The 22,903-nt window shown below is 64.3% G+C and carries 21 protein-coding genes; 7 read left to right on the forward strand and 14 right to left on the reverse strand.

Annotated elements, in window-relative coordinates:
* The first annotated feature begins 8 nt into the window (after positions 1-8).
* Both CD04_RS0104110 and mnmH read left to right on the forward strand, forming a co-directional pair.
* A complete protein-coding gene (locus CD04_RS0104110) occupies positions 9-674 on the forward strand; it encodes an arylesterase (protein ID WP_081857964.1) in 666 nt (221 codons plus the stop codon).
* The gene (gene mnmH, locus CD04_RS0104115; RefSeq protein WP_031404524.1) at positions 671-1,732 is read left to right on the forward strand and encodes a tRNA 2-selenouridine(34) synthase MnmH; all 1,062 of its coding nucleotides are present in this window, start codon (positions 671-673) and stop codon (positions 1,730-1,732) included. Before CD04_RS0104110 ends, mnmH begins: the two co-directional genes overlap by 4 nt.
* 40 nt (positions 1,733-1,772) lie before the next feature.
* On the opposite strand, the gene CD04_RS0104120 is transcribed toward mnmH, so the two are convergent.
* Genes CD04_RS0104120 through hyfB form a run of 6 tightly spaced genes read right to left on the reverse strand, consistent with a single transcriptional unit; the run spans position 1,773 to position 8,937 of the window.
* Entirely contained in the window at positions 1,773-2,294 is a 522-nt protein-coding gene (locus CD04_RS0104120) for an NADH-quinone oxidoreductase subunit B family protein (protein WP_031404525.1), read from the reverse strand.
* A 10-nt stretch (positions 2,295-2,304) separates the two neighbouring features.
* A complete protein-coding gene (locus CD04_RS0104125) occupies positions 2,305-3,825 on the reverse strand; it encodes an NADH-quinone oxidoreductase subunit C (RefSeq protein WP_031404526.1) in 1,521 nt (506 codons plus the stop codon).
* A 4-nt stretch (positions 3,826-3,829) separates the two neighbouring features.
* Positions 3,830-5,281 (reverse strand): hydrogenase 4 subunit F, encoded by a 1,452-nt coding sequence (locus tag CD04_RS0104130; protein ID WP_031404527.1) that lies wholly within the window; start codon positions 5,279-5,281, stop codon positions 3,830-3,832.
* A 3-nt stretch (positions 5,282-5,284) separates the two neighbouring features.
* Positions 5,285-5,983, reverse strand: a complete 699-nt coding sequence (locus CD04_RS0104135) for a formate hydrogenlyase (RefSeq protein ID WP_051848918.1) — start codon at positions 5,981-5,983, stop codon at positions 5,285-5,287.
* A 3-nt stretch (positions 5,984-5,986) separates the two neighbouring features.
* Positions 5,987-6,937: a respiratory chain complex I subunit 1 family protein gene (locus tag CD04_RS0104140; protein ID WP_031404529.1), complete on the reverse strand. Its 951-nt coding sequence runs from the start codon at positions 6,935-6,937 to the stop codon at positions 5,987-5,989.
* Complete coding sequence (hyfB, locus tag CD04_RS0104145; protein ID WP_031404530.1) at positions 6,934-8,937, reverse strand: hydrogenase 4 subunit B; 2,004 nt, start codon at positions 8,935-8,937, stop codon at positions 6,934-6,936. Before hyfB ends, CD04_RS0104140 begins: the two co-directional genes overlap by 4 nt.
* A 71-nt stretch (positions 8,938-9,008) precedes the next feature.
* Between hyfB and CD04_RS0104150 the strand changes: the two genes are divergently transcribed.
* Entirely contained in the window at positions 9,009-9,200 is a 192-nt protein-coding gene (locus tag CD04_RS0104150) for a ribbon-helix-helix protein, CopG family (protein WP_031404531.1), read from the forward strand.
* Positions 9,201-9,265: 65 nt separating this feature from the next.
* Here CD04_RS0104150 and dusA read toward each other — a convergent pair whose 3' ends face one another.
* Positions 9,266-10,348 carry a tRNA dihydrouridine(20/20a) synthase DusA gene (gene dusA, locus CD04_RS0104155; RefSeq protein ID WP_081857965.1) on the reverse strand — a complete coding sequence of 361 codons (1,083 nt, stop codon included), beginning with the start codon at positions 10,346-10,348 and terminating at the stop codon, positions 9,266-9,268.
* Positions 10,349-10,660: 312 nt separating this feature from the next.
* Here dusA and CD04_RS24055 point away from each other — a divergent pair, with 312 nt between their 5' ends.
* From CD04_RS24055 to CD04_RS0104175, 4 genes are all read left to right on the forward strand, one after another.
* On the forward strand, positions 10,661-11,035 hold the full coding sequence (locus tag CD04_RS24055) for a hypothetical protein (protein WP_197033011.1): 375 nt from the start codon (positions 10,661-10,663) through the stop codon (positions 11,033-11,035).
* Positions 11,036-11,213: 178 nt separating this feature from the next.
* Entirely contained in the window at positions 11,214-12,377 is a 1,164-nt protein-coding gene (locus CD04_RS0104165; protein ID WP_231480463.1) for an efflux RND transporter periplasmic adaptor subunit, read from the forward strand.
* Positions 12,377-15,499 (forward strand): efflux RND transporter permease subunit, encoded by a 3,123-nt coding sequence (locus CD04_RS0104170; protein WP_156030277.1) that lies wholly within the window; start codon positions 12,377-12,379, stop codon positions 15,497-15,499. The genes CD04_RS0104165 and CD04_RS0104170 overlap by 1 nt, the downstream gene beginning before the upstream one ends.
* On the forward strand, positions 15,499-16,938 hold the full coding sequence (locus tag CD04_RS0104175; protein ID WP_051848919.1) for a TolC family protein: 1,440 nt from the start codon (positions 15,499-15,501) through the stop codon (positions 16,936-16,938). Before CD04_RS0104170 ends, CD04_RS0104175 begins: the two co-directional genes overlap by 1 nt.
* A 32-nt stretch (positions 16,939-16,970) precedes the next feature.
* Here the strand turns inward: CD04_RS0104175 and CD04_RS0104180 are convergent, their stop codons facing one another.
* From CD04_RS0104180 to CD04_RS0104210, 7 genes are all read right to left on the reverse strand, one after another.
* A complete protein-coding gene (locus CD04_RS0104180) occupies positions 16,971-18,269 on the reverse strand; it encodes an MFS transporter (RefSeq protein ID WP_031404537.1) in 1,299 nt (432 codons plus the stop codon).
* Between the two features lie 114 nt (positions 18,270-18,383).
* Positions 18,384-19,334 carry an ACP S-malonyltransferase gene (locus CD04_RS0104185; protein ID WP_031404538.1) on the reverse strand — a complete coding sequence of 317 codons (951 nt, stop codon included), beginning with the start codon at positions 19,332-19,334 and terminating at the stop codon, positions 18,384-18,386.
* Positions 19,331-20,011: a malonate decarboxylase holo-ACP synthase gene (locus CD04_RS0104190; protein ID WP_231480464.1), complete on the reverse strand. Its 681-nt coding sequence runs from the start codon at positions 20,009-20,011 to the stop codon at positions 19,331-19,333. The genes CD04_RS0104185 and CD04_RS0104190 overlap by 4 nt, the downstream gene beginning before the upstream one ends.
* Positions 20,012-20,067: 56 nt before the next feature.
* Positions 20,068-20,889, reverse strand: coding sequence for a biotin-independent malonate decarboxylase subunit gamma (gene mdcE, locus CD04_RS0104195; RefSeq protein WP_031404540.1), 822 nt, complete (start codon positions 20,887-20,889; stop codon positions 20,068-20,070).
* Positions 20,886-21,722: a biotin-independent malonate decarboxylase subunit beta gene (locus CD04_RS0104200; RefSeq protein ID WP_031404541.1), complete on the reverse strand. Its 837-nt coding sequence runs from the start codon at positions 21,720-21,722 to the stop codon at positions 20,886-20,888. Before CD04_RS0104200 ends, mdcE begins: the two co-directional genes overlap by 4 nt.
* A complete protein-coding gene (locus CD04_RS0104205) occupies positions 21,719-22,018 on the reverse strand; it encodes a malonate decarboxylase subunit delta (RefSeq protein ID WP_031404542.1) in 300 nt (99 codons plus the stop codon). Before CD04_RS0104205 ends, CD04_RS0104200 begins: the two co-directional genes overlap by 4 nt.
* Entirely contained in the window at positions 21,999-22,901 is a 903-nt protein-coding gene (locus tag CD04_RS0104210; RefSeq protein ID WP_051849218.1) for a triphosphoribosyl-dephospho-CoA synthase, read from the reverse strand. Before CD04_RS0104210 ends, CD04_RS0104205 begins: the two co-directional genes overlap by 20 nt.
* Positions 22,902-22,903: the final 2 nt, after the last annotated feature.

Here is a 22,903-nt window from a genome sequence, read left to right on the forward strand (position 1 = left end):
GGGCGTTGATGCGAGTGTTGAAGGCCATTCTAGGAACTGTGCTGGCATTGGTGGGCAGTACGGCTTTGCTGCATCCGGCGCTAGCCGCTGTGAAAACGCCTGCTGTCATGCCGGTCACGCTGGTCGTGGGCGACAGCCTGTCCGCCGGCTATGGGTTGGAAACAGGTCAGGGATGGGTCAGCCTGATGGCCGCGCGCATGGCCCGCGAGTTCCCGCGCTGGACGGTGGTCAATGCCAGCGTCAGTGGCGACACTACGGCAGGCGGCCTGGCCCGCCTGCCAGCCCTGCTCGCCCGTGACAAGCCGCGCGTGGTCATCATCGAGCTCGGCGGAAACGATGCCCTGCGCGGCCTGTCCTTGTCCAACACCCGGGCCAATCTCGCCGCGATGGCGAAACAGTCCAAAGCGGCTGGTGCGCGCGTCTTGCTGTTGGGCATGCAGATTCCTCCGAATTACGGGCCGGTTTACACCGAGCGTTTTGCAGCGATCTATCCAGCCGTTGCACGGGTCGAGCATGCCGCGCTGGTTCCCTTTTTTCTGGCCGGCGTGGCCAATCATCCCGACTGGTTCCAGCCCGACAACATTCACCCCACTGCACGGGCGCAGCCAGTCATGCTCGATAACGTCTGGCGGCAGCTCCTGCCCCTGCTGCGCGCGCCAGGCCCGGCACGATGAGCGTGCACATCATTGCGGCCGATGAGGCGCTGATGCGACTGGACGCGTACAGCGCTGTGCTGGACGTGCGCAGCCCCGGCGAGTACGCCCTGGACTGCCTGCCCGGAGCTGTCAACTGGCCGGTGCTGGATGACGCCGAGCGTGAGCGTGTGGGCACGCTGTACGTGCAAGCTGGGGCCTTCGAGGCGAAGCGGCTCGGTGCCGTGCTCGTGGCACGCAACATCGCGCGACACATGGAGAGCCATGCGCGGGACTGGCCCAAGAGCCACGAGCCGCTGGTGTACTGCTGGCGCGGCGGCAACCGATCGGCGGCGATGGCCCACGTGCTGGGCCAGGTCGGCTGGCGTGTGCATCTCGTGCAAGGTGGCTACAAGGCGCTGCGCGCTGCGCTCGTCAAGCAGCTCGAGCGACAGGTTGGCAGCCTGCGCCTGCGTGTCGTATGCGGACCGACGGGCAGCGGCAAGAGCCGGCTGCTGCAGGCCCTGGCTCGCCAAGGGGCCCAGGTTCTGGATCTGGAGCAGCTCGCCGCCCATCGCGGCTCCGTGCTTGGTGCCATGGAGGACGAGGCACAGCCCACGCAGAAGCAGTTCGAAACCCGGATCTGGAACACCTTGCGCAAATTTGACCCCTCGCAAACGGTGTTTGTCGAAAGTGAGAGCCGAAAAATCGGGCGCCTTCAGCTTCCGGTCACCTTGCTCGCATGCATGCACGCTAGCGCGTGCATGCGACTGCAGGCAAGCTTGCCGGTGCGCGTGCAACTGCTCCTGCAGGACTATGCCGCGCTCACGCGCAGCCCACAGGAACTCAACCTCCGGCTGGACGCGCTCACCGAGCTGCGCGGCAAGGTAACCATTGCTCGCTGGCACAGCCTGGTCGATGCGGGGACGTTTGCCACGTTGGTCGAGGATCTGTTGGCGCAGCATTACGACCCCAGCTACGCCCAATCGATGGCACGCAACTACGCGGGCTTTGGGTCCTGCCGGGCGTGGCCGGTCGAGTCGGCCGATGCGGGTGCGTTCGATACTTTGGCGCGCGAGATCCTGCAAGCAGCCTGTTGAGGCTGCGCAGCACACGGCGCGTCCCTGCCAACGCGGCGGCTCAGGCGCCTCGGCGCACGGCGCGCAAGATGCCCTGCAACAGGGCTTCGGGGCTGGGCGGGCAGCCCGGCACCGTCACGTCCACCGGCAACACGTTGGCGACGCGCCCGCAGCTCGCGTAGCTTTCCCCGAAGATGCCGCCCGAACATGCGCAGTCCCCAGCGGCCACCACCAGCTTCGGATCGGGCATGGCATCAAAGGTTCGGCGCAGCGCCCCGTGCATATGGCGCGATACGGGGCCCGTCACCAGCAGCAGGTCCGCATGGCGCGGACTGGCAACGAACTGGATGCCCAGCCCCTCGATGTTGTAGTACGGGTTGGACAGCGCGTTGACCTCCAGTTCACAGCCGTTGCATGAGCCGGCGTCGACGACACGCACCGTCAGGGCGCGCCCGAGAACGCGCAACAGTTCGCTCCGAACCTTCTGCTCGGCTCCGGGCTCCGCGGCTCCTCCATGGTCGTCGGTTGCAGGGGTCTCGGTGATACGCCCGACGCGCGCGATTTGTCGTAAGGTCTGCCACATGGTCCGCCCCTCAGCCGTCGTGCCCCGAATAGGACAGGTTGAACGATTTGTTGATCAGCGGGAAGTCGGGCACGATATCCTTGATGACCGCCCATTCCAAGGCCGGCCAGTTTTGCCAGGATGGATCGTGCGGATGGCAACGTGCGATGCTTGCGCCCGGGCCGGCTTGCAGAGCAATGAAGGCCGGGCCGCGCCAGCCTTCCACCACGCCGAGTGCGAGACCCGGAGCGATGGTGGCCGGCATGGGCGTCGCCACCATGCCATCGGGAAGTGTGGCGAGCAACTCGCCACACAGGCGCAGGCTTTCGAACAGTTCGGCGAAGCGCACGGCCACGCGGGCCGCCACGTCGCCGCCAATCTCAACCGCGACCTTCACCCCAAGGCGGTCATAGGGCGCGAAGCCGGGCAGACAGCGCAAATCCAAGTCCTGGCCGCTTGCGCGGGCCGCCAGGCCCAAGAGACCCAAATTGCGCGCCAGCTCGGGCGACACACGCCCAGTGGTCTTGAACCGGTCCTGCAGTCCTTCGTGCTGATCAAGAATTGCCTTGAGTCTTTGTACCTGCACCTGCAGGCTGTCGCACTGTGCCCGCAACGACTCGCACGCATCAGGATCGGGATCCACGGCCACCCCTCCGGGCTGCACAGCATCCATCGGGTAGCGTGCGCCGAAAACGCGTGCATTCATGCGCAGGACGTCTTCCTTGAGCCGTGAGAACTGCGCGAGCGCGAAACCGAAGCCACCGTCGTTGCCGATGGCGCCAATGTCCCCCAGGTGGTTCGCCAGGCGCTCGCGCTCGAGCACGATGGCGCGCCAATGCAGGGCGCGGGGAGGCGGCTGCACGCCGGCCAAGGCTTCCAGGGCCATGCAATAGGCCCAGGCATAGGCGGTCGCGCTGTCGCCACTCAGCCGCGCAGCCAAGCGAACCCCCTCGACCAGCGACAGTTGCTCAAAGCGCTTTTCCACGCCTTTATGGGTAAACCCCAGGCGTTGTTCCAGACGCAACACTTTCTCTCCAACCACGGAAAACCGGAATTGGCCTGGTTCGATCACCCCCGCATGGACCGGGCCCACGGCGATTTCATGAACGCCCTCGCCGTCCACGCCAATGAAGGCATAGCGCTCCAGGGCTGGATCCCCACACGCAGCCGCAGCAGGCGCATCATGCCGCAGGGGAAACACGTCATCGGGCCAGGCCGCGTGGCGCAGCCACGGCCGTGCGTCCATGCCCAGTGCCTGAAGGCCAAGCAAATCGCGCATCGCACGTTGCAGGCGCTCAGCCACCGGAAACAGATCGTGCAACGCGGGATAGTGCGTCACGCCGGGGGGAAGCTGGAGTGTGGCCAAAGTCAGAACCTGGCCGTGCAACCAGCACGCATGGACCGTGAATCCACCATGCAGCGCTCGCGCGTCATCGCCCCACAGCGTGAGTAGCCGTGCCCCTTGTGCGTGCATGCCCCGGGCCAGCGCAGCCCACGCCTGGGCATCCACGCAATGATGATCCACCGGCATCACAGAGCACAGCGCTGCCATCGCTTCATCCTCCGATCATGCTGGCGGCCAAATGCCACCAGGACACGAGAAAAGCGGGGATCCACAGGCCCAGGAGCAAGACGAGGCCGAGATGGACGAAAACCGGAATCATGTCGGGATGGTGCGGCAGCTTGCGCAGGGTGCTGGCGCCAAAGACCATGCCCTGCACGCGCAGAAAAATCGCCCCGAAGGCCACACCGAGAGCCAGCAGCAAAATTGGCGTGGCCCAGGGTTGGGCCTGCATTGCCGTGGTCAGGATCAGGAATTCGCTTGCGAAGATGCCGAAGGGCGGCAGCCCCACGATGGCCAAGGCGCCCATCATCAGCCCCCAGCCCAGCGCCGGGGACTGCTCGCGCAAGCCCTGAATGGCATCCATGCGTTGCGTCCCCGCTTTTTGCGTGGCGTGCCCAGTGGTAAAAAAGATCGCGCTCTTGGTCAACGCATGACCCGTCATATGGAGCAAGGCGGCAAAGTTGGCGACTGGTCCGCCCATGCCAAAGGCGAAGGTGATGATGCCCATATGCTCGATGGACGAATAGGCGAACATGCGTTTGACATCCTTTTGCCGCCAGAGCAAAAAAGCACCCACGAGCACGGACAGCAGTCCAAATCCCATCAGCATCTGCCCAGGCCACGCCGCGTGCAGGCTGCCTTCGACCAGCACCTTGCAGCGCATCACCGCATACAAAGCCACATTGAGCAGCAGACCCGAGAGCACTGCCGACACGGGCGTCGGACCTTCGGCGTGCGCGTCAGGCAACCAACTGTGCAGGGGCGCAAGCCCGACCTTGGTGCCGTAACCCACCAGCAGAAAAACGAAGGCGATGCCGATGACGCTGGGTTCGAGCCTGCCCTTCACGGCGTTGAGATGGGTCCACAGCAAGGCGCGCATGCCCTCGGAGCCGAGCACTCTCTCGGCGGCGAAGTACAGCAGAACGGTCCCGAAGAGCGCCAGCGCAATGCCCACGCCGCAGAGGATGAAGTATTTCCACGCTGCCTCCAGGCTCGCCTTGGTCCGGTAAAGCGAAACCAGAAGCACTGTGGACAGCGTGGCAGCCTCCATCGCCACCCAGAGAATCCCCATGTTGTTGGTGGACAGCGCCAACAACATGGTGAACATGAAGAGTTGGTACATGCTGTGGTACAGACGAAGCCGCGCGGGGCTCAGTTTGCCGTGCTCGTGCTCGATGCGCATGTAGGGGCGTGAGAAAGCCGCCGTGGTCATCCCGATGAAGGCCGTGAGGGTGACCAGGAACACATTAAAGGGGTCGATGAAAAACTGCTCGGCAAGCACCTGCATCGGCCCTTGAGCGATGACCTCCACGGTGAGCACACACGCAGCCACGAAGGTTGCCGTGCTCGCCGCCAGGTTCAGCCACGGGGCCCACGGACGATGGCCAACCAGCGCCAACAGTGCGGCGCCGGCCAGCGGCAGTGCAAGCAGGATCAGGAGCACCCGTTAGTCCTCTTTGAGTGTTTCCATATGGTGCAGGTCCAGGCTGTCGAACTGTTCGCGGATCTGGAAGAAAAAGATGCCCAGGATGAAGACCCCCACGAGCACATCCAGTCCAATGCCCAGCTCCACCACCATGGGCATGCCATACGTGGCACTGGTGGCGGCGAACAGCAGGCCGTTTTCCATGGCCAGGAAGCCCACAACCTGGGCGATAGCCTTGCGCCGCACGATCATCATCAGGAAGGCGATGAACACCACCGCGATGGCGATCCCAAGCGTGCTGCGCGTCGCAGCCCCGGCGAATTGCGAAATCGGTTGCGCCAGCACAAACGCGAAGATCACGAGAAGAATGCCAATGATTTGCATGGTGGGAATGTTCACCAGGGTTTCCGTGTCCCATTCCGCGTGCAGCTTGCCAATGAGTTTGTGCAGCACATAGGGCAGCACAAGCACTTTGAGCAGTAGCGTCAGCGCAGCCGATTCATACAGGTCGGGCTGGTTGGTCGACCACCCGACCACGACGGCGCATGCCACGAGCGTCGCGCCCTGGGCGGCAAAGAGATTGACGAGATTGACCACCCGTCGCTGCGCAAGCATGGCGAAGGACAGCAGCAGGAGCAAGGCGGCAAACAGGTGGATGAGCTGGATCCCGACCGGGGAGGCCGCAGCGATGGAGTTCGACAGTGCGATTGACGTCGTCATGCCTCAATCCCCCAGCATCAGCCGCACGAGCAAGCCGAGCACGGCGAGCAAGAAGGCTGTAGCGAGAAATTCCGGCGCGCGGAAAATGCGCAGCTTCGCGCTCAGGGTTTCGATCAATCCAACGGCAAACCCGGCAACGGCAAGTTTGAGCACGAGCGGCGGCAGCGCGGGCAGCAGCCACAGCACGCCATCGGCTCGGTTGGCCATGCCCCAAGGCAGGAACAGTGCAAAGCCGATGCAGGCATAGTTGAAGAGCTTGAGGCTGCTGGCCCATTCAATCAGCGCCAAATGACGCGCGGAATATTCGAGCACCATGGCCTCGTGGATCATGGTGAGCTCCAGGTGCGTGGTTGGGTTGTCGACGGGAATCCGCGCGTTCTCCGCCAGAAGGACCATGACGAAGGCCACCCCGGCAAAGGCCAGACTGGCGTGAATGCCCAGGGCACGCGACTGCAGGGCTTCGGCGATGGTGGGCAAAAGCGTGCTGCCGGTGATGAGCGACGAGGTGAACAGAACCATCAAGAGCGCAGGTTCGGCCAAGAAACCAACCATCATTTCGCGGCGCGATCCCATGCTGCCAAACGCGGTGCCGATATCCATGCCGGCCAGCGCAATGAACACGCGTCCCAGCGCGAACAGGCCGACGAGCGCGATGGCATCGGCAGCCGACGCAAACGGCAGGTCGGTGGACAGCGAGGGAATGATCGCCGCTGCGGCCACCATCACCCCGAACAGGATGTAGGGCACGGCGCGAAACAGCGGCGTGGCGGTGTGCGCCAGCACCGCATCCTTATGAAACAGCTTGCGCAGGCGCCAGTACGGCAGCCAGATTGGCGGCGCAGTGCGGTTGGAAAGCCACGCGCGGCACTGCATGACCCAACCGGAAAACAGCGGTGCGATAAGCACCGAAACCGTCACCGCGAACAACTGGGTGAAGAGCCCGGAAGGATTCATCGCACCACCACCATGAGCAACACCAGCAGGGTCATGAAGCTGTAGAGGAGGTAAATGGCGATGCGCCCCTGCTGAATGCGGCCAACCTGTTGCGCGAGCCACAAAACCGCATTGCCCAGAGGGGTGTACACCTGTGCCCAGAAGCGATCCACCACCGCCACGCGGTACCGCGGCGCGATGTCCGACGGCGCGGGCAACTCGACATGGGTCTGAAAGAACGGCTCAAACAAGCGCCGGATCGGCTGCCCGAACCCCTCCGCCGTATCCTGCATGCGTGCCGTTTGGTCGGGTGAGCCGCAATCCCATGGGTCGGCACGACGCGTGCGCCCGGTGTACAGGCGATGCGTGCCCCAGACCGTGATTGCAATCACCAGCAGGCCTGCCGCCAGCACCACGATGGGGTTGTAAGCGGCGCGCTGTGCTGACATGGGGACAAGCCAAGCCCAATTGCCGCTCTGCGCAAGCGCCTGCCCAAGCAGCGACACATTGACGTGATCAATCATCTGCAGCACGAGGCCCGGCAGGATCCCGAGCAGCACGCAACCTGCAGCCAGCCACACGAGGCCAAAGCGCTCCAGCCAGCCTGCGTCATGGGCGTGCTCCAACTGCGCCTCCCGGTGGTTGCCCAGAAAGATCACGCCGTAAAACTTCACCATCACGTACGCAGCCAGCGCGGCGGTCAGCACCAGCACGGCAGCTCCCAGCGGAATGAGCATGTTGAAAAATGGCTCAGGGATCCTCGGTGTGAAGAGAAAGGCTTGCAAGAGCAGCCATTCGGCGACGAATCCGTTGAGTGGCGGCAGTCCCGCAATCGCCAGAGTGCCGACCAGAGCCGTCCAGCCCACCCAGGGCATGCGCCGGAGCAAGCCACCCAAATGTCCCAAACTGCGCTGGCGCGTGGCGTGCAGGACGGATCCCGTGGCGAGGAACAACAGGCTTTTGAAAAACGCATGGTTGAGCAGGTGGTACAGCATGGCCGCCAAGGCCAGCGCTGCAAGCACGGGCATGCCCACGCCATGAAAGACAAGCGCCAGGCCCATGGCCGCAAAGGCGATGGCAATGTTCTCAATCGACGAATAGGCCAGAAGCCGCTTCATATCGCTTTGCACCGCGGCGAACAAGACACCAAACAGCCCGCCGAACAGCCCCAGAACCAGCAGCGGAACGCCCCACCACCACACCGGTGCGTGCAGGAGATCAAAGCTCACCCGCAGCAATCCGTACAGCGCAGTCTTGAGCATCACGCCGCTCATGAGCGCCGATACTGGAGAGGGGGCAGCCGGGTGCGCCTCGGGCAACCAGATATGCAGCGGCACCAAGCCCGCCTTGGCGCCAAAGCCAACGGTGGCCAGGCCAAAGGCCAAGCTAGACCACGCAAGCGACAGATGGTCCAAGCGCATGGCCGCGAAAGTCAGGCCATTGCCACCGCCCTGCATCATCACGCCGAAACACAGGAGCAACGCAATCGCGCCAAGGTGGGCAAGCAGCAGGTAGGTGAACCCGGCGCTGCGAATCTCGGCAATGCGATGCTGGCTGACAACGAGGAAATACGAGGCAAGCGCCATCACCTCCCAGGCAACCATGAACGTATAGGCGTCAGCCGCCAGCATCACCATGCACATGGCAGCGAGAAAGACGTGATATTGCAGCCCCAGAAGCCCGGGAGCCGTGCCTTCACCGGAGCGAAAGTAGCCTGCGGCGAAAACGGAGATCCCCACGCTGGAGGCGCCAAGCAGAAATAAAAAGAAACCTGACAACGCGTCGAGCCGCAGATGCATGGGCAGACCCGGCAGGCCCACGGGCAGAACCATGGACGTCGCCGGCATCAGCAGCGCCGCCAAGCCCACGCCAGCCATCAGTGCGCTGCCAACGGCGCCCAGCGGAAACAATCCGTGCGCGACCCAGCGCGTCGAGCGCGGCGCCAGCATGCCAGCCAGTCCGATCGTCACCCAAGCTGCGACCACGCCCAAGGCGGCAGGCAAAAGTCCGAGTGGATCCATGAGGGGGGGGCTTGCGTGAGGATCAAAATCACATACGATGTGCATGCAATGCTAATCCAAAATACCTTCAAATGGAACGACGGACCACACGATTGACGCTTTTGATCGACCCGCAGAAAAAAGCGGTGTTCGAGCATCTTTGCGCACGCGAAGATCAGACGCCGTCGCAAGTCGTGCGGCGTCTGATCCGTGACTACATCGAAGCGCAGCTCGGTCGCCCATTGAAGCCGGGCGAATCGGTGGACGACGCGCTCAAGCGCTGAGCAGGGGCTCAACCGCTGCCTTGGCAGGGCGCTGGGTGCGCCCGTTTCGTCGGACCCCGACGCGTTTAGGCCGCGAGGGGCGCGTTGTGCGCGAGTCGAGCGCGTTTCGCCTGCCGAAACAAATCAGCCGGGGGAAGGCCTCGCAAGGCCGGATCGCTGAGCACCTGGCGCCACAGCCGGGCGCCAGGTGCTCCTTTCCAGAGGTTAAGCATGTGGCGCGTCACGGCAAATGGGGGAGTCCCCTTCCCGGCCATGCGCTCGGCGTAACCGAGCATTGCGTCCTCAACCTCATCAGGCGTTGCCCGTGGCGGTTGCACGCCGAAGTACAGCGCATCCCAACTTGCCAGCCACCAAGGGCGCTGATACGCCTCGCGGCCGATCATGACGCCATCGACATGGCGAAGGTGCTCCGCCACCTGCGAATCGGTCTTCACCCCGCCATTGATCACGATGGTCAGATGGGGGAACTCGCGCTTGAGTCGATACACGAACTCGTGCCGCAGGGGCGGGATCTCGCGGTTGTCTTTCGGACTCAAGCCTTGGAGCCAGGCGTTGCGCGCGTGGACGATGAACACTGAACAGCCGGCTTCGGCCACGGTGCCCACGAAATCCTGCACGAACCCAAAGCTTTCCACTTGGTCGATGCCGATGCGGTGCTTGACGGTGATCGGCAATGCGTCGCCCACAGCGTCGCGCATCGCCGCTACGCCGTCCCGGACCAACGCCGGCTCAGCCATCAGGCAGGCGCCAAAGGCACCCCGCTGCACCCTCTCGCTGGGGCATCCGCAGTTCAGATTCACCTCGGCATAGCCCCACCGGTGCGCCAGGGTGGCGCAAGCGGCGAGGTCCGCGGGTTCACTGCCGCCCAGCTGCAAGGCTAGAGGCTGCTCCTCGGCACTGAAATCCAGATGCCGGGATTGATCGCCATGCAACAGCGCGCCCGTGGTCACCATCTCGGTGTACAGGCGCGCGTGGCGGCTCAGCTGCCGATGGAAATAGCGGCAATGGCGATCGGTCCAGTCGAGCATTGGGGCCACCGCCAGCGTCCAGGCACTGGATGGACCAGGAAGCGGCCGATCGTTCGTCGCCTGGTGCGGGCGCGCCGGTGATGCACTGCTGGATGCCAGGGAAATGTTGGGCGTTTGCATGAATGAGTACGGTGTGGCTGCCGCGAGTACGGTGTGGCTGCCGCGCACACCGCAGCGGCGGTGTGCGGGTGCCACACGGGTGTTCGATCCCGACATTTTCGCTTGCCGTGGCAAAGGCAGCAGCGTGGTGCCCATCCTGTGGGCGACGCCTGAACCTGACGGGGTGGCTGCGCAGCGATGGACCGCCCGGCCACAGGACAGGGCTTTTCGCGGCATTCCGGGTTTTGTTGATGTAACGCAATCCGATCAAACGTTTCGTAGTGTAACCTTCAATAGTTAATAGCCGGTATCTTTTACCCATAGGAGTTTGTCATGAAATCCTCGTCTTTGCGTAGAAGTCTTGTTCTTTCAGCCTGCGCGTTGCTTGTTGGCTCAGCCTTTGCTGCCGGTGGTGGAGCAGGCGGAGGTGGCATGGGTGGCGGCATGGGTGGCGGGATGGGTGGCGGGATGGGTGGCGGATATGGCGGGGGGATGGGCGCTGGTCCACAAGGCCAGAACCAGAACCAGAACCAGAATCAGATTCAGAACCAGAATCAAAACCAAAACCAGTACCAGAATCGGAACCAAAACCAAAACCAAAACCAAAACCAAAACCAAAACCAGACACCGGACCAGACACGCGACCAGACACGTGACCAGACACGCGACCAGACACGCGACCAGACCCAGGATCAATTGCAGAAATAGGATCAATTGATGCGAGGCGTCGGGATCAGAGCGAGCTGGTCGAGGGTGTCGCAACGCGGCTAGTCCGCAGACGCTGCGATCAGTTCGCCACGTTGAACCCGGAGACCATTGGCGGGTGGGGTGCGCTTCTCCAGGCGCTTCGCCGTCCATTCGCACCAACCAATCATGGAGAGCGGCCATGCGCGCCACACTGATGTTTCTTTGGCGCCTCGCCATCGCGATCGGCTGCACCTCGACCCTCGCCTTGGCCGCGGGCCCGGCACAGGCACAGGCACAGGCACAGGCACAGGCACAGGCACAGGCACAGGCACAGGCACAGGCACAGGCACAGAAAACGCCGAATCGATCCAGTTCGGCAATCATCCCGATCAGCTCGGAACAGCAGGTGGCGCTTGGTGTGCGCCTCGCGACAGTGCAACCCACGGCCGCGGCACATTTGACACTGCCGGCACGGGTGGTGGTCCCCATCGCCCACCAAGCGGTTGTCGCCGCTCCAGTCTCAGGTCTTGTGGTCACGATCCTTGTCAATGCTGGGGATTCGGTCAAACGTGGCCAGCTTCTGGCGGAATTGAGCAGTCCGCAGATCGCGCAATTGCAGCGCGAGCGCGCTGACGCGGCAACGCAGCAGGGTCTTGCACGTGCCCAAGTCCAGCGCGACGCTCAGCTGGTCCATGAGGGCATCATCCCTGCAGCGCGCTTGCAGCAAGCCCAGGCGCGCCAACGTGAAGCGGACGCCATGATGGCCGAGCGAGCCCTGGCGCTGCGTTTGGCCGCAGGGGATGCTGGGCTCGACGGCAAGGCCCATGTGCACGCGCCCATGGATGGCGTCATCGTTCAGAGTTTGGCCCTGCCTGGCCAACGCCTGGACATGTCCGCGCCTTTGTTCCACATTGCCACCCCAGGACAACTCGGTCTTGAAATCGAGGCCACCCCTGATCAGGCAGCGTCAGTGGCGCCAGGCGCTGCGGTGGAAGTGCCCGAGGCTGGTGCTGAGGGTGTGCTGCAAGCCAAGGCTCCAGTGCTGAGCGCCGGGCAAATGGTGCTGCTGCGCGTGCACCTCACGAAATCGGGAAGCCTGCAGGCCGGAGCCCTCGTCCAAGCGAATTTGAGTCTTCCGGCCCAGCGCGGGCTGTGGCGGGTACCGCCAGCTTCCGTGACGCAAATGGCTGGACATGATGCGGTTTTGGTGGCTGTGCAGGGTGGCTTTCGCATCGTGCCCGTGCGCGTTGCATCACGCTTGAATGACGCTGTGATCGTGGCTGGTCCGCTCCGGACCGGTGATCAGGTCGCCGCAAGTTCAGTCGTTGCCATCAAAGCGGCAGCGGCGGAGGCTGCACCGTGATTCTGCACACGCTCACCCAGGCAGCCCTGCGCCAACGGCTCATTGCCATTGGCGCCATGCTGGCGCTAGTCATTGGCGGAATCATTGCATGGCGATCGTTGCCTGTGGACGCCTTCCCCGATGTGTCCTCGCCGCAGGTGAAGGTCATCATGAAGGCGCCGGGCATGACCCCCGAGGAGGTGGAAACCCGCATCGTGCTGCCTATTGAGCAGGAAATGCTGGGCATTGCAGGCAAACGCATGGTGCGCTCCATTTCAAAATACGGGATCGCCGACATCACGGTGGACTTCAACGAGGGAACCGACGTGTACTGGGCGCGCCAACAAGTTGCTGAGGCGCTCGCCAATGCACGGGGCGAGCTTCCCGTCTCGGCACAAGGCGGTCTCGCGCCAATCACCACGCCGCTGTCCGATCTTTACATGTTCACCATTCAGGGCAATGCCACCCTCGAGCAAAAGCGCAGCACCCTGCAATGGGTCATCCGCCCTGCCCTGCGGACGGTTCCCGGCGTCGCGGATGTGAACATGCTTGGTGGCGATGTGCGCGTCTTCGAGGTCCAGCCGGAATTGGCCAAGCTTGCGGCATGGGGCCTCTCGCTCAGCCAACTGCGCATGGCACTTTCGTCAAACAACGGCAATGACGGCGCTGGACGTCTCGATGAAGGCGAGGAAACACGCATCGTGCGTGTCCAGGGCGCCTTTGCCAATGCAGAGGACATCCGCAACACGGTCATTGCCACCGTGCGCGGCACACCGGTTCGCGTCGCCGACGTGGCGCAGGTCGACATCGCAAGAAGCACGCCTTACGGTATCGTCACCTCGGACGGCACGGGTGAGACCGTCGAGGGAATCGTGCTCGGTTTACGCGGTGCCAACGCGTCGCAAGTCATCGCGGGAGTGAAGGCGCGCTTGGCCGATCTCGAGCCCAGGCTGCCCCAGAACATGAAATTGCGTGTCTTCTACGATCGCAGCCAGCTCGTGGAGCGTGCCGTGGGCACGGTGATGCGCGCGCTGATGGAAGCCGTTGTGCTGGTGGTGGTGATGCTCCTGGCTTTTCTCGGCAACTGGCGTGCCGCACTCGTGGTGGCCATCACCCTGCCGCTTTCAGCCCTGGCTACCTTTTTGCTCATGCGCGTGGCTGGCCTCTCCGCCAATTTGATGAGTCTGGGGGGATTGGCCATCGCGCTGGGCATGCTGGTCGATGCGGCCGTGGTCGTGGTCGAGAATCTGGTGAACCACATGAGCCATGATCCCCAACGCGCAGTGGACCCCGACCCCGGCTCGGCCACCAGCGATCGCCTCACCCGCATTCTGCGCGGCGTGAGCGAAGTGGCAGGCCCGGTGCTCTCGGGCGTGGCCATCATTGCCATCGTTTTCCTGCCGCTGCTTTCCCTCGAGGGCTTGGAGGGCAAGCTGTTTCGCCCTGTTGCATTGACCATCGTGTTCGCCTTGGGCGCCTCGCTGCTCATCGCCCTGACCATCGTGCCGGTGATGGCCTCGCTGCTCCTCAAGACAATGCCTCACCGCGACCCGTGGCTCGTGCGCCAACTCTCGGCCGGGTACCGCTGGTTGCTGCAGTGGAGCTTTGCCCATAGCCGCATCGTGGTAGCGGTTGCGCTCGCATCCTTGCTGGCCGCAGGATTTGCCTATACGCGGGTGGGCAAGGCGTTCATGCCGACCCTTGACGAGGGCGACCTGATCGTGCAGTTGCAAAAGCTCCCGTCAGTGAGCCTTGGCGCGACCGCCGCGCTGGATCTGCGGGTGGAACGCGCCGTGCTCAAGACGGTTCCCGAGGTCAAGTCCATTGTGGCACGCAGTGGCTCGGACGACCTCGGGCTCGACCCGATGGGCTTGAACGAAACCGACATGTTCCTCGTGCTCAAACCTGCCGCCGAATGGCGAGGCAACAAGGACTCTGTGGTCGCGTCCATCCGAAAGGTCCTGGAGAACTTTCCCGGCTTGGATTACAGCTTCACCCAGCCCATCGAGATGCGCGTGTCGGAGATGCTCACCGGCTCCCGCGGCGACCTCGTGGTGAAGATCTTTGGTCCGGACATCGGGCAGCTCGGCCAGTTGGCGCAAGAAGTGGCGCAAGTCCTGCGCGGCCTGCCCGGAGCGCAGGAGGTTCTGGCCGCGCGACCCGAGGGGGTCCAGTACCTGACCGTGCGGATCAATCGCCTCGCTGCGGGCCGGGCAGGATTCGACATCGACACCCTGCAGCAGGACCTGCGCGCCTTGGTCGAGGGTCAGCCCGTGGGTACCGTGCTCCAGGGCATACGCCGCACCCCGGTGTTGCTGCGCGGCAACCCCGATCTGCGCCGAAACCCGCAGACATTCGCGAGTGCGATGCTCACGGCGTCAGACGGCACGAGCTTGCCGCTGTCCCACTTGGCACAATTGGTGTCGACGGCTGGACCCGTATTGGTGACCCATGAGGACGGCAGCCGCTTTGCGGCGGTTCAGGCCAATGTGAGCGGACGCGATCTGGTGAGCTATGTGGACGATGCCAAGCGCGCCGTGGCCGAGAAAATCAAGCTGCCCGAAGGTGTGCGCCTGCAGTGGGGCGGCCAGTTCGAGAACCAGCAACGCGCGGCCGCCCGCCTGGGCCTGGTCGTGCCCCTGGCGTTGGCGCTCATTTTCGTCCTGCTGATGACGACCTTCGGTTCGGTACGCCAATCCGTGCTGGTGTTTGCCAACATCCCCTTCGCGTTGGTCGGTGGCATTTTGGCGCTGTGGGCAAGTGGTCAATATCTGTCGGTGCCGGCCTCGGTTGGCTTCATCGCGTTGCTGGGCATTGCCGTGCTTAACGGCGTCGTGCTGGTCAGCCACTTCAATGAATTGATGCAGCGCGGTGTGCCATTGGCTCAGGCCGTGCACGACGGCGCGATCCGGCGCCTGCGCCCCGTGATGATGACGGCGTGCATCACCGGCCTTGGCCTCGTTCCGCTGCTTTCGGCCACGGGGCCGGGCTCGGAAATCCAAAAGCCTCTTGCCATTGTCGTGGTCGGGGGCCTTGTGAGCTCCACAGCCTTGACCCTCGTCCTCTTGCCGCTTCTTTTCGCACGCTTTGGTCTGCCGCGCCGCGCACGCGAGGCTGAAGCCCACCCAGCGGAGAATGCCTGATGCGCCCGATGCGCTCTGTCCTAGCCAGCGGCTTGCTCGCCGTGGCCGTTGCATGGGTCTGCGTGCCAACTTTGGCGCAATCCGCTCCAGGCCAGCAGCAAGCGCCTACTCAGGCTCCCCCGGCCGCGGCCGCCCTGCAACCCGGTCTTGCAGGGCGTGAGTCCCTTGTATCCCTGGCGGCTCTTCCCGATCCCTCGCTGCCGCAGCCACAGGTGCTTGACGCGCTGCTGAGCGACGCACCCATGCTGCGCGAGGCCCAGTCCTTGAAAGAGGCTGCCGCACAAAACGGGCAGGTGCTGCGCTCGGGCACGCAAGAGTTCACCGGCCAGGCGCAGGTGCAGCAGCGCCGCATCGACACGGCGCCCGACGCGGGAACCTACGCGGAGTGGCAACTGCTTCTCAGTCGGCCAATCCGGCTGCCATCGCAAACACAAGCCGACGTTCGCATGGCCGGCGCTCTCACCCATGCGGCGGATGCCACGTTGATCGATGTCCGCCAAACGCTGCTGCAAGGCGCGCTCACCGCCTGGTTCCAGGCGCAACTGACCCAGGCCGATGTGGTGCTCGTCAAGGACAACCTCGCGCTGCTGCATGCGCAGGTCCAGGCACTGCACCGCCGCAACGCTTTGGGGGACGCCAGTGTGCTGGAGTTGGAGCAACTGCAGGCCGAGGAGGCGCGGGCCCAGTCTGCGCTGGTGCTCGCTCAGGGACTCGCCGAGAGTACGCGCAACGCATTGACAACCCGCTATCCGGCATTTGCCGACGACTCGCAACTCGTCGGGCAACCCGGCAGTGCCGCGCAACTGAGTCTGCCAGCGCTTCCTGTCGATGCCCTGCGCACACTCGTTGAGCAGCACAGCGCAAGACTGGCGCAAGATCGTGCTCGGCTGCAAGAGGCGCAGGCTGCAGCCGAACAGGCGCACGCTGCCCGCACCCCGCAGCCCACGGTTGGCGCCTATCTCGGCTCGGACCGCGGAGGGCGCGAGCACATCGTGGGCCTCCAGTTTTCCATGCCGTTCGGCGGTGCGGCGCGGGTGGCGCGCGAGCGAAGCGCGTTGGCCGAGGTCGACGCGGCCCAGTGGCGGCTGCAGGATGCGCGGGCACAAACGCTTGCAGCTTTCGCAAGGCTGTATGCCCTTGCACGATCGCAAGCCAGCGGTGCGCTGGCGTTGGCGCGTGCCTCGCAGGTTCAGAACCAGGCCAGTGCGCGCATGCTGCGCGCCTACCAGCTGGGCGAGGCGGGCGTCTCCGATTGGCTTGTCGCGCGGCGCAGCGCTTTGGACGCCGTGCGCCAGGCACTGCAGGCGCGTTTCGACGCAGCCGAATCGGCCGCATCGCTGCGGCTTCAAGCGGGATTGCTGCTCAATCGGGCGGACGTTGCAAACGAGCCGCCGCGCGCGGCCGCCGTTCCCGCGTCCGAACCTGATCGCCAAAAATAAGCGGGTCATGCCCTGCCGCATGGGTGCTGCATTCACGCCGGCAAGGTTTGTCCCCGCGTTTCAAGAGCAAAGGGAATGACCGCAATTCCGGCGACGAAGACCAGGGCCGTGTAAGCCACCGGAATACCCAGCGTGCCCATGCTGCTGACCGCCGCCGCAAGCATGAAGTTGACGATGGCACCAACGAAGCGGCCCACGGACGTATTGAAAGCGAATGCGGTGGCCCGCACCCGCGTCTCATACTGCTCAGGAAGCCAAAGACTGAACATCGCGAAATTCCCGCCAAAAAAGCCCAGGATGAACAAGGTGGCGATGAACGTCGTCAATCCGTCGGGAAGATAGAAGGCCCAACCAAAGCTGAGCGTGATGGCCACCGCCATGCCCAGGAAATACACCATCAGGGTCCGCTTTCGCCCCATGCGTTCGGCCAGCGGGGGAAGCGCCAGACACCCGAGAATGGTCCCGATGGACAAGATGCCTGTGCCGATCGAAGCCATGTGGACCGCCTCGATCTGAAGCATCCCTTGCTTCTTCGCCAAGAAGATGATGGCAGCGGGTTCGTACACCGCGCCGGCCCAAAGACCGATGATGGCCACCGTCAGCAAAACCGAGTTGACGATCGTGCGGCGACGATACTGGGCACTGAAAATTTCCCGTAATGGACTGCGCGCGACGGTCCGCTTTCCAGCCACCTCCCATTTTGCGGGCTCGTGGACCTTCAGCATGGTGTAAAGAGAAACAATGACCGGGAACAGACCACAGAGGAACATGGCACGCCAGCCAAAACGCGCACCGACGGTGAAATTCAGGGCTGCGGCGATGAAAAAGCCCGTGTAGTAGCCCGTCTGCAGGTAGCCCGCGCCCATCTTGCGACGGTCCTCCGGCCACGACTCAGCCACATACGTTCCGGCAAGCGCCCACTCGCCGCCAATCCCCACCCCGGCAAGGAGGCGGAAGATGGCCAACTCCCAGACATTCTGCGACAGCGCCGCCAGCCCTGTGAACAACGCGTAGCCGAAGATCGTTGCTGCGAGTACCTTGGTGCGGCCGAAGCGATCCGCGATGGGGCCCCAAATGAAGGACAGTCCCCATCCAACGAGAAAAAGCGCAAACAACACCGAGCCTGCAAGGCCGATGTTCCCCGGGGTGACCGCGTAGCCACTTTTGGGCAGCAACTCGGTGAGCGCAGGCACGAGAACGAGCGCATAGATGACCGAGTCCATGCCGTCCAAAGTCCAGCCGAACCACGCTGCCCAAAATCCGCGGACCTGGTCCCGATTGAGCGGCGTGCGCACCGGCGCCAGGACGCCAGCGGTTGTGGTGTTTTCCATTGATTGTCTCCTTGATCCGGATGCTTGGTCCGGCGCATTGATCTGGTGGTTCTGGCAAGGCAATCCGATGGGTCGGATGCCCGTGTCGGGATGGGTGCAGCGGTCAGGGCATCATCATGAGTCCCTCCCCTGCTGGGCTCGCTGGGCACGGAAGACCATCGAGCGGAGATTGGTGGTGTCGGCAGCAACGGCCTCCACCGAACACGTCAGATTCTTCACAAGCTGTGTCAACACCTGGTTCGGCGGCATTTCGATGAAGAGCTGCACGCCATGCTCGAGCATGGTGACGTTGCATTCGTGCCACCGCACCGGCTGCATGACGCTTTGCGCGAGATCCTGCGCCACCTCTTGTGCTGTCCTGAGCAATCGTGCCGAGCCGTTCGCCACATAGGGGATCACCGGCGCCTGCAGCGCGCATTGCGACAAGGCTCCACGCAAGGTTTCCGCGACGCCGGCAAGCAGGACGCAGTGCGATGGCACGGACACAGGCAACCGCTCGACCATGCGCGCCCCGCCGGCTCGGGCGCGCTCGATGACGTCCTCGAGCGCCAAGTCGCACCCGGCAACGACAAACTGCCACGGAGAGTTCAGATTCGCCAGGTACGCATGATCGTCGGCGGCAGCGCGCGATGCATTCAGCTCGGCGATCAGGGCCTCGACAGCGGGTTGACTCAACCCTGAAATGGCCACCATGCCATAACCCCGTGGAAACCCCGCAGCCATCGCATGCGCGCGCAGGAACACCACGCGCAAGGCATCGTCAAATCGCAGGCATCCAGCGACCACGGCAGCGGTGAATGCCCCCACGGAAAGGCCTGCGACCACGTCGGGAACAACGCCCTCGGCCTGCAGTGCCCTTGCCATGGCCACGCCTGCTGTGACGATGCCAAGTTGCACAGCCACGGTGGATCGCAACGCTTCGGGGTGATCGGCTTGACAGAGATCCATCTGCACCGCAGTGCTGGCTTCCTCAAGGGTTTCCTGCACCCGTGCGTGGGCAACCAGCCGGTGCAAATAGCCCTCTGTCTGGGACCCCTGGCCGGGGCACAGAAACGCAATCCTCACGCCGCTGCCTCGCCACCCCAGTTGATCCAGGGGTCAGGGGTGAGCACCGGGCCATGATGCGTGCGCAGCATCACGCGACCTTCGGCTCGCGCGTATTCACTGAGCGCAATGCCACCGGCCGGTGTTTCGAGCAGCACATCGATGCGAGCCGGTGCCGCGATGGGAAGACTCGCCAGAAGAGCCGTGGCTTGGGCTCGACTGACGGGGTGAGAACTGCGGATGACGATGTCCAGGTCGCTGGATGGAGTGACCGCCGGGCACGCCGTGGCAAGCTCGAAGCCCGCACTGCCGCCAGGCCCCCAGTGCAGTTCAGGCCATCGCCGCCAGACACCTTCAACAAGCGCCAGCGCTTGCATGGCTGGCAATCGTGCGCGCGGCGCGTCCAGCTGAGGCGCTCTTGTGCGTGCTTCCTGGGGCTGCACGCAACACGCGACGCGACCAGGATCCAACCATGCGGCAACGCGTTCACTGCGAAGCGCGCCGCGCACGCCCACGGCCACCAAGCCCGATCGGTCAGGAGCGCGTCGCACCACCACCCATGGTGCGCGCATGAGGGCGGGCGCGACCCAGTTCGGCGGCGCCGCGTCGAACTGGAGCGAAGCCGCGCCGTCGATGCGCAACAGGTCGTGCACCCGCGGCCGCACGAGCAGGGGATGCGCCGGCAAAGGGCTGGACACGCTTCCGCTCCGCTCCACGGGACCGAGACGTATGGATGCCATGGGCTTCTACGCCCCTACCACTGGGCGGCCAGTCGCTCGCGCACAGCGGCCGAGGCGCTCCGACCCGAACTTGACGCCGACGCTGACAGCCGCCGGCTCAGGCTGGCTTCCCATGGCGCGATATCAGCAATGGACTCCGCAAGCGTCCCGCGCACCACCTCCACGTCCGCGGGTGTCGGGGCATCAGCCTGCACGCCAGCAATCAAGCGGTGGAGCAGGCCCAGCTTGTCGAAGTCTGCAATGCGGTAGGACATCGGTGGATTTGCGCGGCCGAGTTCTTCCAATTCGGCGAGTGTGCGACGCGTAACGCGTGCGGCAGCCTCGCGCCCCATCGCGTGCACGACGACTCCGGGATCGTCAAGCGCGACGAGGCGGTGAGCCTGAAACCCGTGCGCCAGAAAGGCGCCAGACATTGCGGCGCCGACGAGAAGGGCCACAACGGGATGCCCAGCCATGCGCGCCGATGCATAAGCGTCCACGGCAGCTGCGCAGGCGAGGTGAATGCCCAACATTTCCTCGCGACGGCCGTACGCCTGGCTGGGCACATCGACGATGGCCACCAGCGCACGCTTGACGCCATCGCGATCCAACTCCACCGCATCGCGCACAGCGTGCGCCAGGGCCCAACCTTCGCGCAAACCCACCTCGCCACGGCGCGCCCGGACGAATGGACTGGAAGAATCGGGCACAACAGCCAAATATCTGACGCTTCGATGCGCGATCATGGCGTCCGCGGCAAGCACCGAGGGCGGCAGCCCTGGCACACGCGGTGCCTGCCCATCGAGGTGCCCAAACCAGAGTTGACCGCGCGTTGGCACCGCCGGCGCCCCGCTCATGGCTGGTCGCTCCAGAGGGTGCGTAACGCAGCGGCATCCATATCGAGCGCGGCAGCCTGCTCGATGCGCTGGCGAAAACGCGCAACCTGCTCGCTTCGTGCCGGTGCCGAAGGCGCCACGCGCACCGCGGCCAGGACCTCGTCCCGAATCTGCTGTGCATCGTCCTCGACCAGCGCGTCGGCCAAACCCGTGGCCCAGCGCTGCTCACCACCGATCAAGCTCCACACCAGCTTGCGATCGCCCGCATCGAGCTCCTCGATCCCTGCCTCCTGTTCGATCACCTCCGGGCCATTCATGCCAAGCCGCGCCTGGCGCGTGACGACAATGTGGCTGCACAATGCAGCAACCAGGGACATGCCGCCGAAACAGCCGACCATGCCCGCGATAACCGCAATGACAGGTACGTGGCGGCGCAGGGCAATCACGGCAGCCTGAATCTCCGCAATGGCGGCAAGGCCCAGATTGGCTTCCTGCAATCGCACCCCGCCAGTCTCCAGAATGAGCACGGCGCAAACCGTGTGGCCTGCCTCACAGTCGCGCAGTGCCAATTCCAATGCGCCTGCAATTTTCGCCCCCGAGACTTCGCCGATGCTGCCGCCCTGAAATCGGCCTTCGACTGCGAGCGCCACGGCGCTGTGGCCCCCGATCTGCCCCTTCATCGCGACGACCCCGTCGTCGGACTGGGGCACGATTCCCTGGCGCGCCAACCAGGGAGACATCATCTGATCAAACGGGCCGAGTAGCTCGCGTTGGCAGTCCTGATCAAGGATGCACTGGGCCCTCTCCCGTGCACCCATTTCGATAAAACTGCTGCGGATCATCGGAGCGGTCATGATTGGCTGGCCTCCACAGCCTGTTCCAGGCGCAGGGACACGACTCCGGGAGTGGCGCCGAAGTCATTGATCTGCAAACGAGCGGCAAGACGGTGCCGCTCGAAGAATCGCTGCAGGACCTGCCGCCAGACCTCCCCATAGCCCGTGACGCTCGTGCAGACACGCACCTGCGCACCCTGCTCTGGAGCGTCGGCCGGCTCCATCAGGATCTCCAGGTCGCCCGAGCCCACGACCCCGATATGCGCGCGTTGGGCAATAGGCGCGTCGGCGGCAAATTCAAATTCGAGAGTTTCCATCGTCATTGATCCAGGATTGCGTGTCGCCGACGCCGCCCGCGTCGAGAAACAACGTCGCGGCCAGAAGGTCTGCACTTCCACCGGGCGACGCGTTGTGCGCGAGAAGCTCGGCATCGAGCCTCAGCAGCGCCGCATGGCCAGACGCGGTGGCACTGCCGCCCAGATCCAGCACTCTTTGGGCCCCGCACTGGGCGATCCCAAGCGCCTTTCGCCCGCCGCGGTGCAGCAAACAGGTGTCATCGAGATGAGCCATGATGCAAAGCAGCGCGTCAATCCGGGCGTTGCGCTCTGCCCAGCCAGCAACTCGCGCAGCGTGCAATCCCGGAAGCCCATGACGCACCACGTGCGGGAAGCCGCCACAAGCCTCAGCACGGGCACCGCCAACGCCAAACGTCCTGCCGACACGGGCGCCGTGGGTGTCCTCAGGCGGCACGTGCTGCGGGTCGGGACAACGTGCAATGGCTCCAGCGGTCGCGCAGAGCACGGCAGCATCCGCATCGGGCGCGCACATTGCGCCCGCCGCAACCAGCAATCCGAGCGCCCAGATTGCGCCTCGATGCGCGTTGCTGCCATCGGTGGCCATCATCATGCGCTGCTCGGCCACGCGCCCAATTGCCGCAAGCTCGCCGCGCAGTTGCGCAGAGGGTGCGGCACAGTCTGCGGCACGCGCCATTTCGGCGAAGGGGCGTCGCAGGGCTTCAGCGGACCGCAGCATGCGGGGCAGATCGAGGTCCTGATGCGCCCCGCTGCCGCGCGCATCGACCAGCGCCGGCTTTGGTGTGAGGCTTGCTTCGTCGCGCAGGGCACGAACCGCACGATCGGCCCAGTCCTCGGGCCTCCGCACGACCCGCGCACAGGGCATGCACGCGTTGGCAGGCGGCATGC

This window comes from Thiomonas sp. FB-Cd (assembly GCF_000733775.1).
Taxonomy (GTDB): domain Bacteria; phylum Pseudomonadota; class Gammaproteobacteria; order Burkholderiales; family Burkholderiaceae_C; genus Thiomonas_A.

What these genes read in the sequence shown, in the direction of transcription:
- CD04_RS24055 (WP_197033011.1), top strand. Translation starts at nt 10,661, where the DNA reads ATGAAATCCTCGTCTTTGCGTAGAAGTCTTGTTCTTTCAGCCTGCGCG.
- hyfB (WP_031404530.1), bottom strand. Translation starts at nt 8,937, where the DNA reads ATGGATCCACTCGGACTTTTGCCTGCCGCCTTGGGCGTGGTCGCAGCT.
- CD04_RS0104135 (WP_051848918.1), bottom strand. Translation starts at nt 5,983, where the DNA reads ATGACGACGTCAATCGCACTGTCGAACTCCATCGCTGCGGCCTCCCCG.
- CD04_RS0104200 (WP_031404541.1), bottom strand. Translation starts at nt 21,722, where the DNA reads ATGACCGCTCCGATGATCCGCAGCAGTTTTATCGAAATGGGTGCACGG.
- CD04_RS0104110 (WP_081857964.1), top strand. Translation starts at nt 9, where the DNA reads ATGCGAGTGTTGAAGGCCATTCTAGGAACTGTGCTGGCATTGGTGGGC.
- CD04_RS0104140 (WP_031404529.1), bottom strand. Translation starts at nt 6,937, where the DNA reads ATGAATCCTTCCGGGCTCTTCACCCAGTTGTTCGCGGTGACGGTTTCG.
- CD04_RS0104175 (WP_051848919.1), top strand. Translation starts at nt 15,499, where the DNA reads ATGCGCCCGATGCGCTCTGTCCTAGCCAGCGGCTTGCTCGCCGTGGCC.
- CD04_RS0104150 (WP_031404531.1), top strand. Translation starts at nt 9,009, where the DNA reads ATGGAACGACGGACCACACGATTGACGCTTTTGATCGACCCGCAGAAA.
- CD04_RS0104205 (WP_031404542.1), bottom strand. Translation starts at nt 22,018, where the DNA reads ATGGAAACTCTCGAATTTGAATTTGCCGCCGACGCGCCTATTGCCCAA.
- dusA (WP_081857965.1), bottom strand. Translation starts at nt 10,348, where the DNA reads ATGCAAACGCCCAACATTTCCCTGGCATCCAGCAGTGCATCACCGGCG.
- mnmH (WP_031404524.1), top strand. Translation starts at nt 671, where the DNA reads ATGAGCGTGCACATCATTGCGGCCGATGAGGCGCTGATGCGACTGGAC.
- CD04_RS0104120 (WP_031404525.1), bottom strand. Translation starts at nt 2,294, where the DNA reads ATGTGGCAGACCTTACGACAAATCGCGCGCGTCGGGCGTATCACCGAG.
- CD04_RS0104180 (WP_031404537.1), bottom strand. Translation starts at nt 18,269, where the DNA reads ATGGAAAACACCACAACCGCTGGCGTCCTGGCGCCGGTGCGCACGCCG.
- CD04_RS0104210 (WP_051849218.1), bottom strand. Translation starts at nt 22,901, where the DNA reads ATGCCGCCTGCCAACGCGTGCATGCCCTGTGCGCGGGTCGTGCGGAGG.
- CD04_RS0104125 (WP_031404526.1), bottom strand. Translation starts at nt 3,825, where the DNA reads ATGGCAGCGCTGTGCTCTGTGATGCCGGTGGATCATCATTGCGTGGAT.
- mdcE (WP_031404540.1), bottom strand. Translation starts at nt 20,889, where the DNA reads ATGAGCGGGGCGCCGGCGGTGCCAACGCGCGGTCAACTCTGGTTTGGG.
- CD04_RS0104165 (WP_231480463.1), top strand. Translation starts at nt 11,214, where the DNA reads ATGCGCGCCACACTGATGTTTCTTTGGCGCCTCGCCATCGCGATCGGC.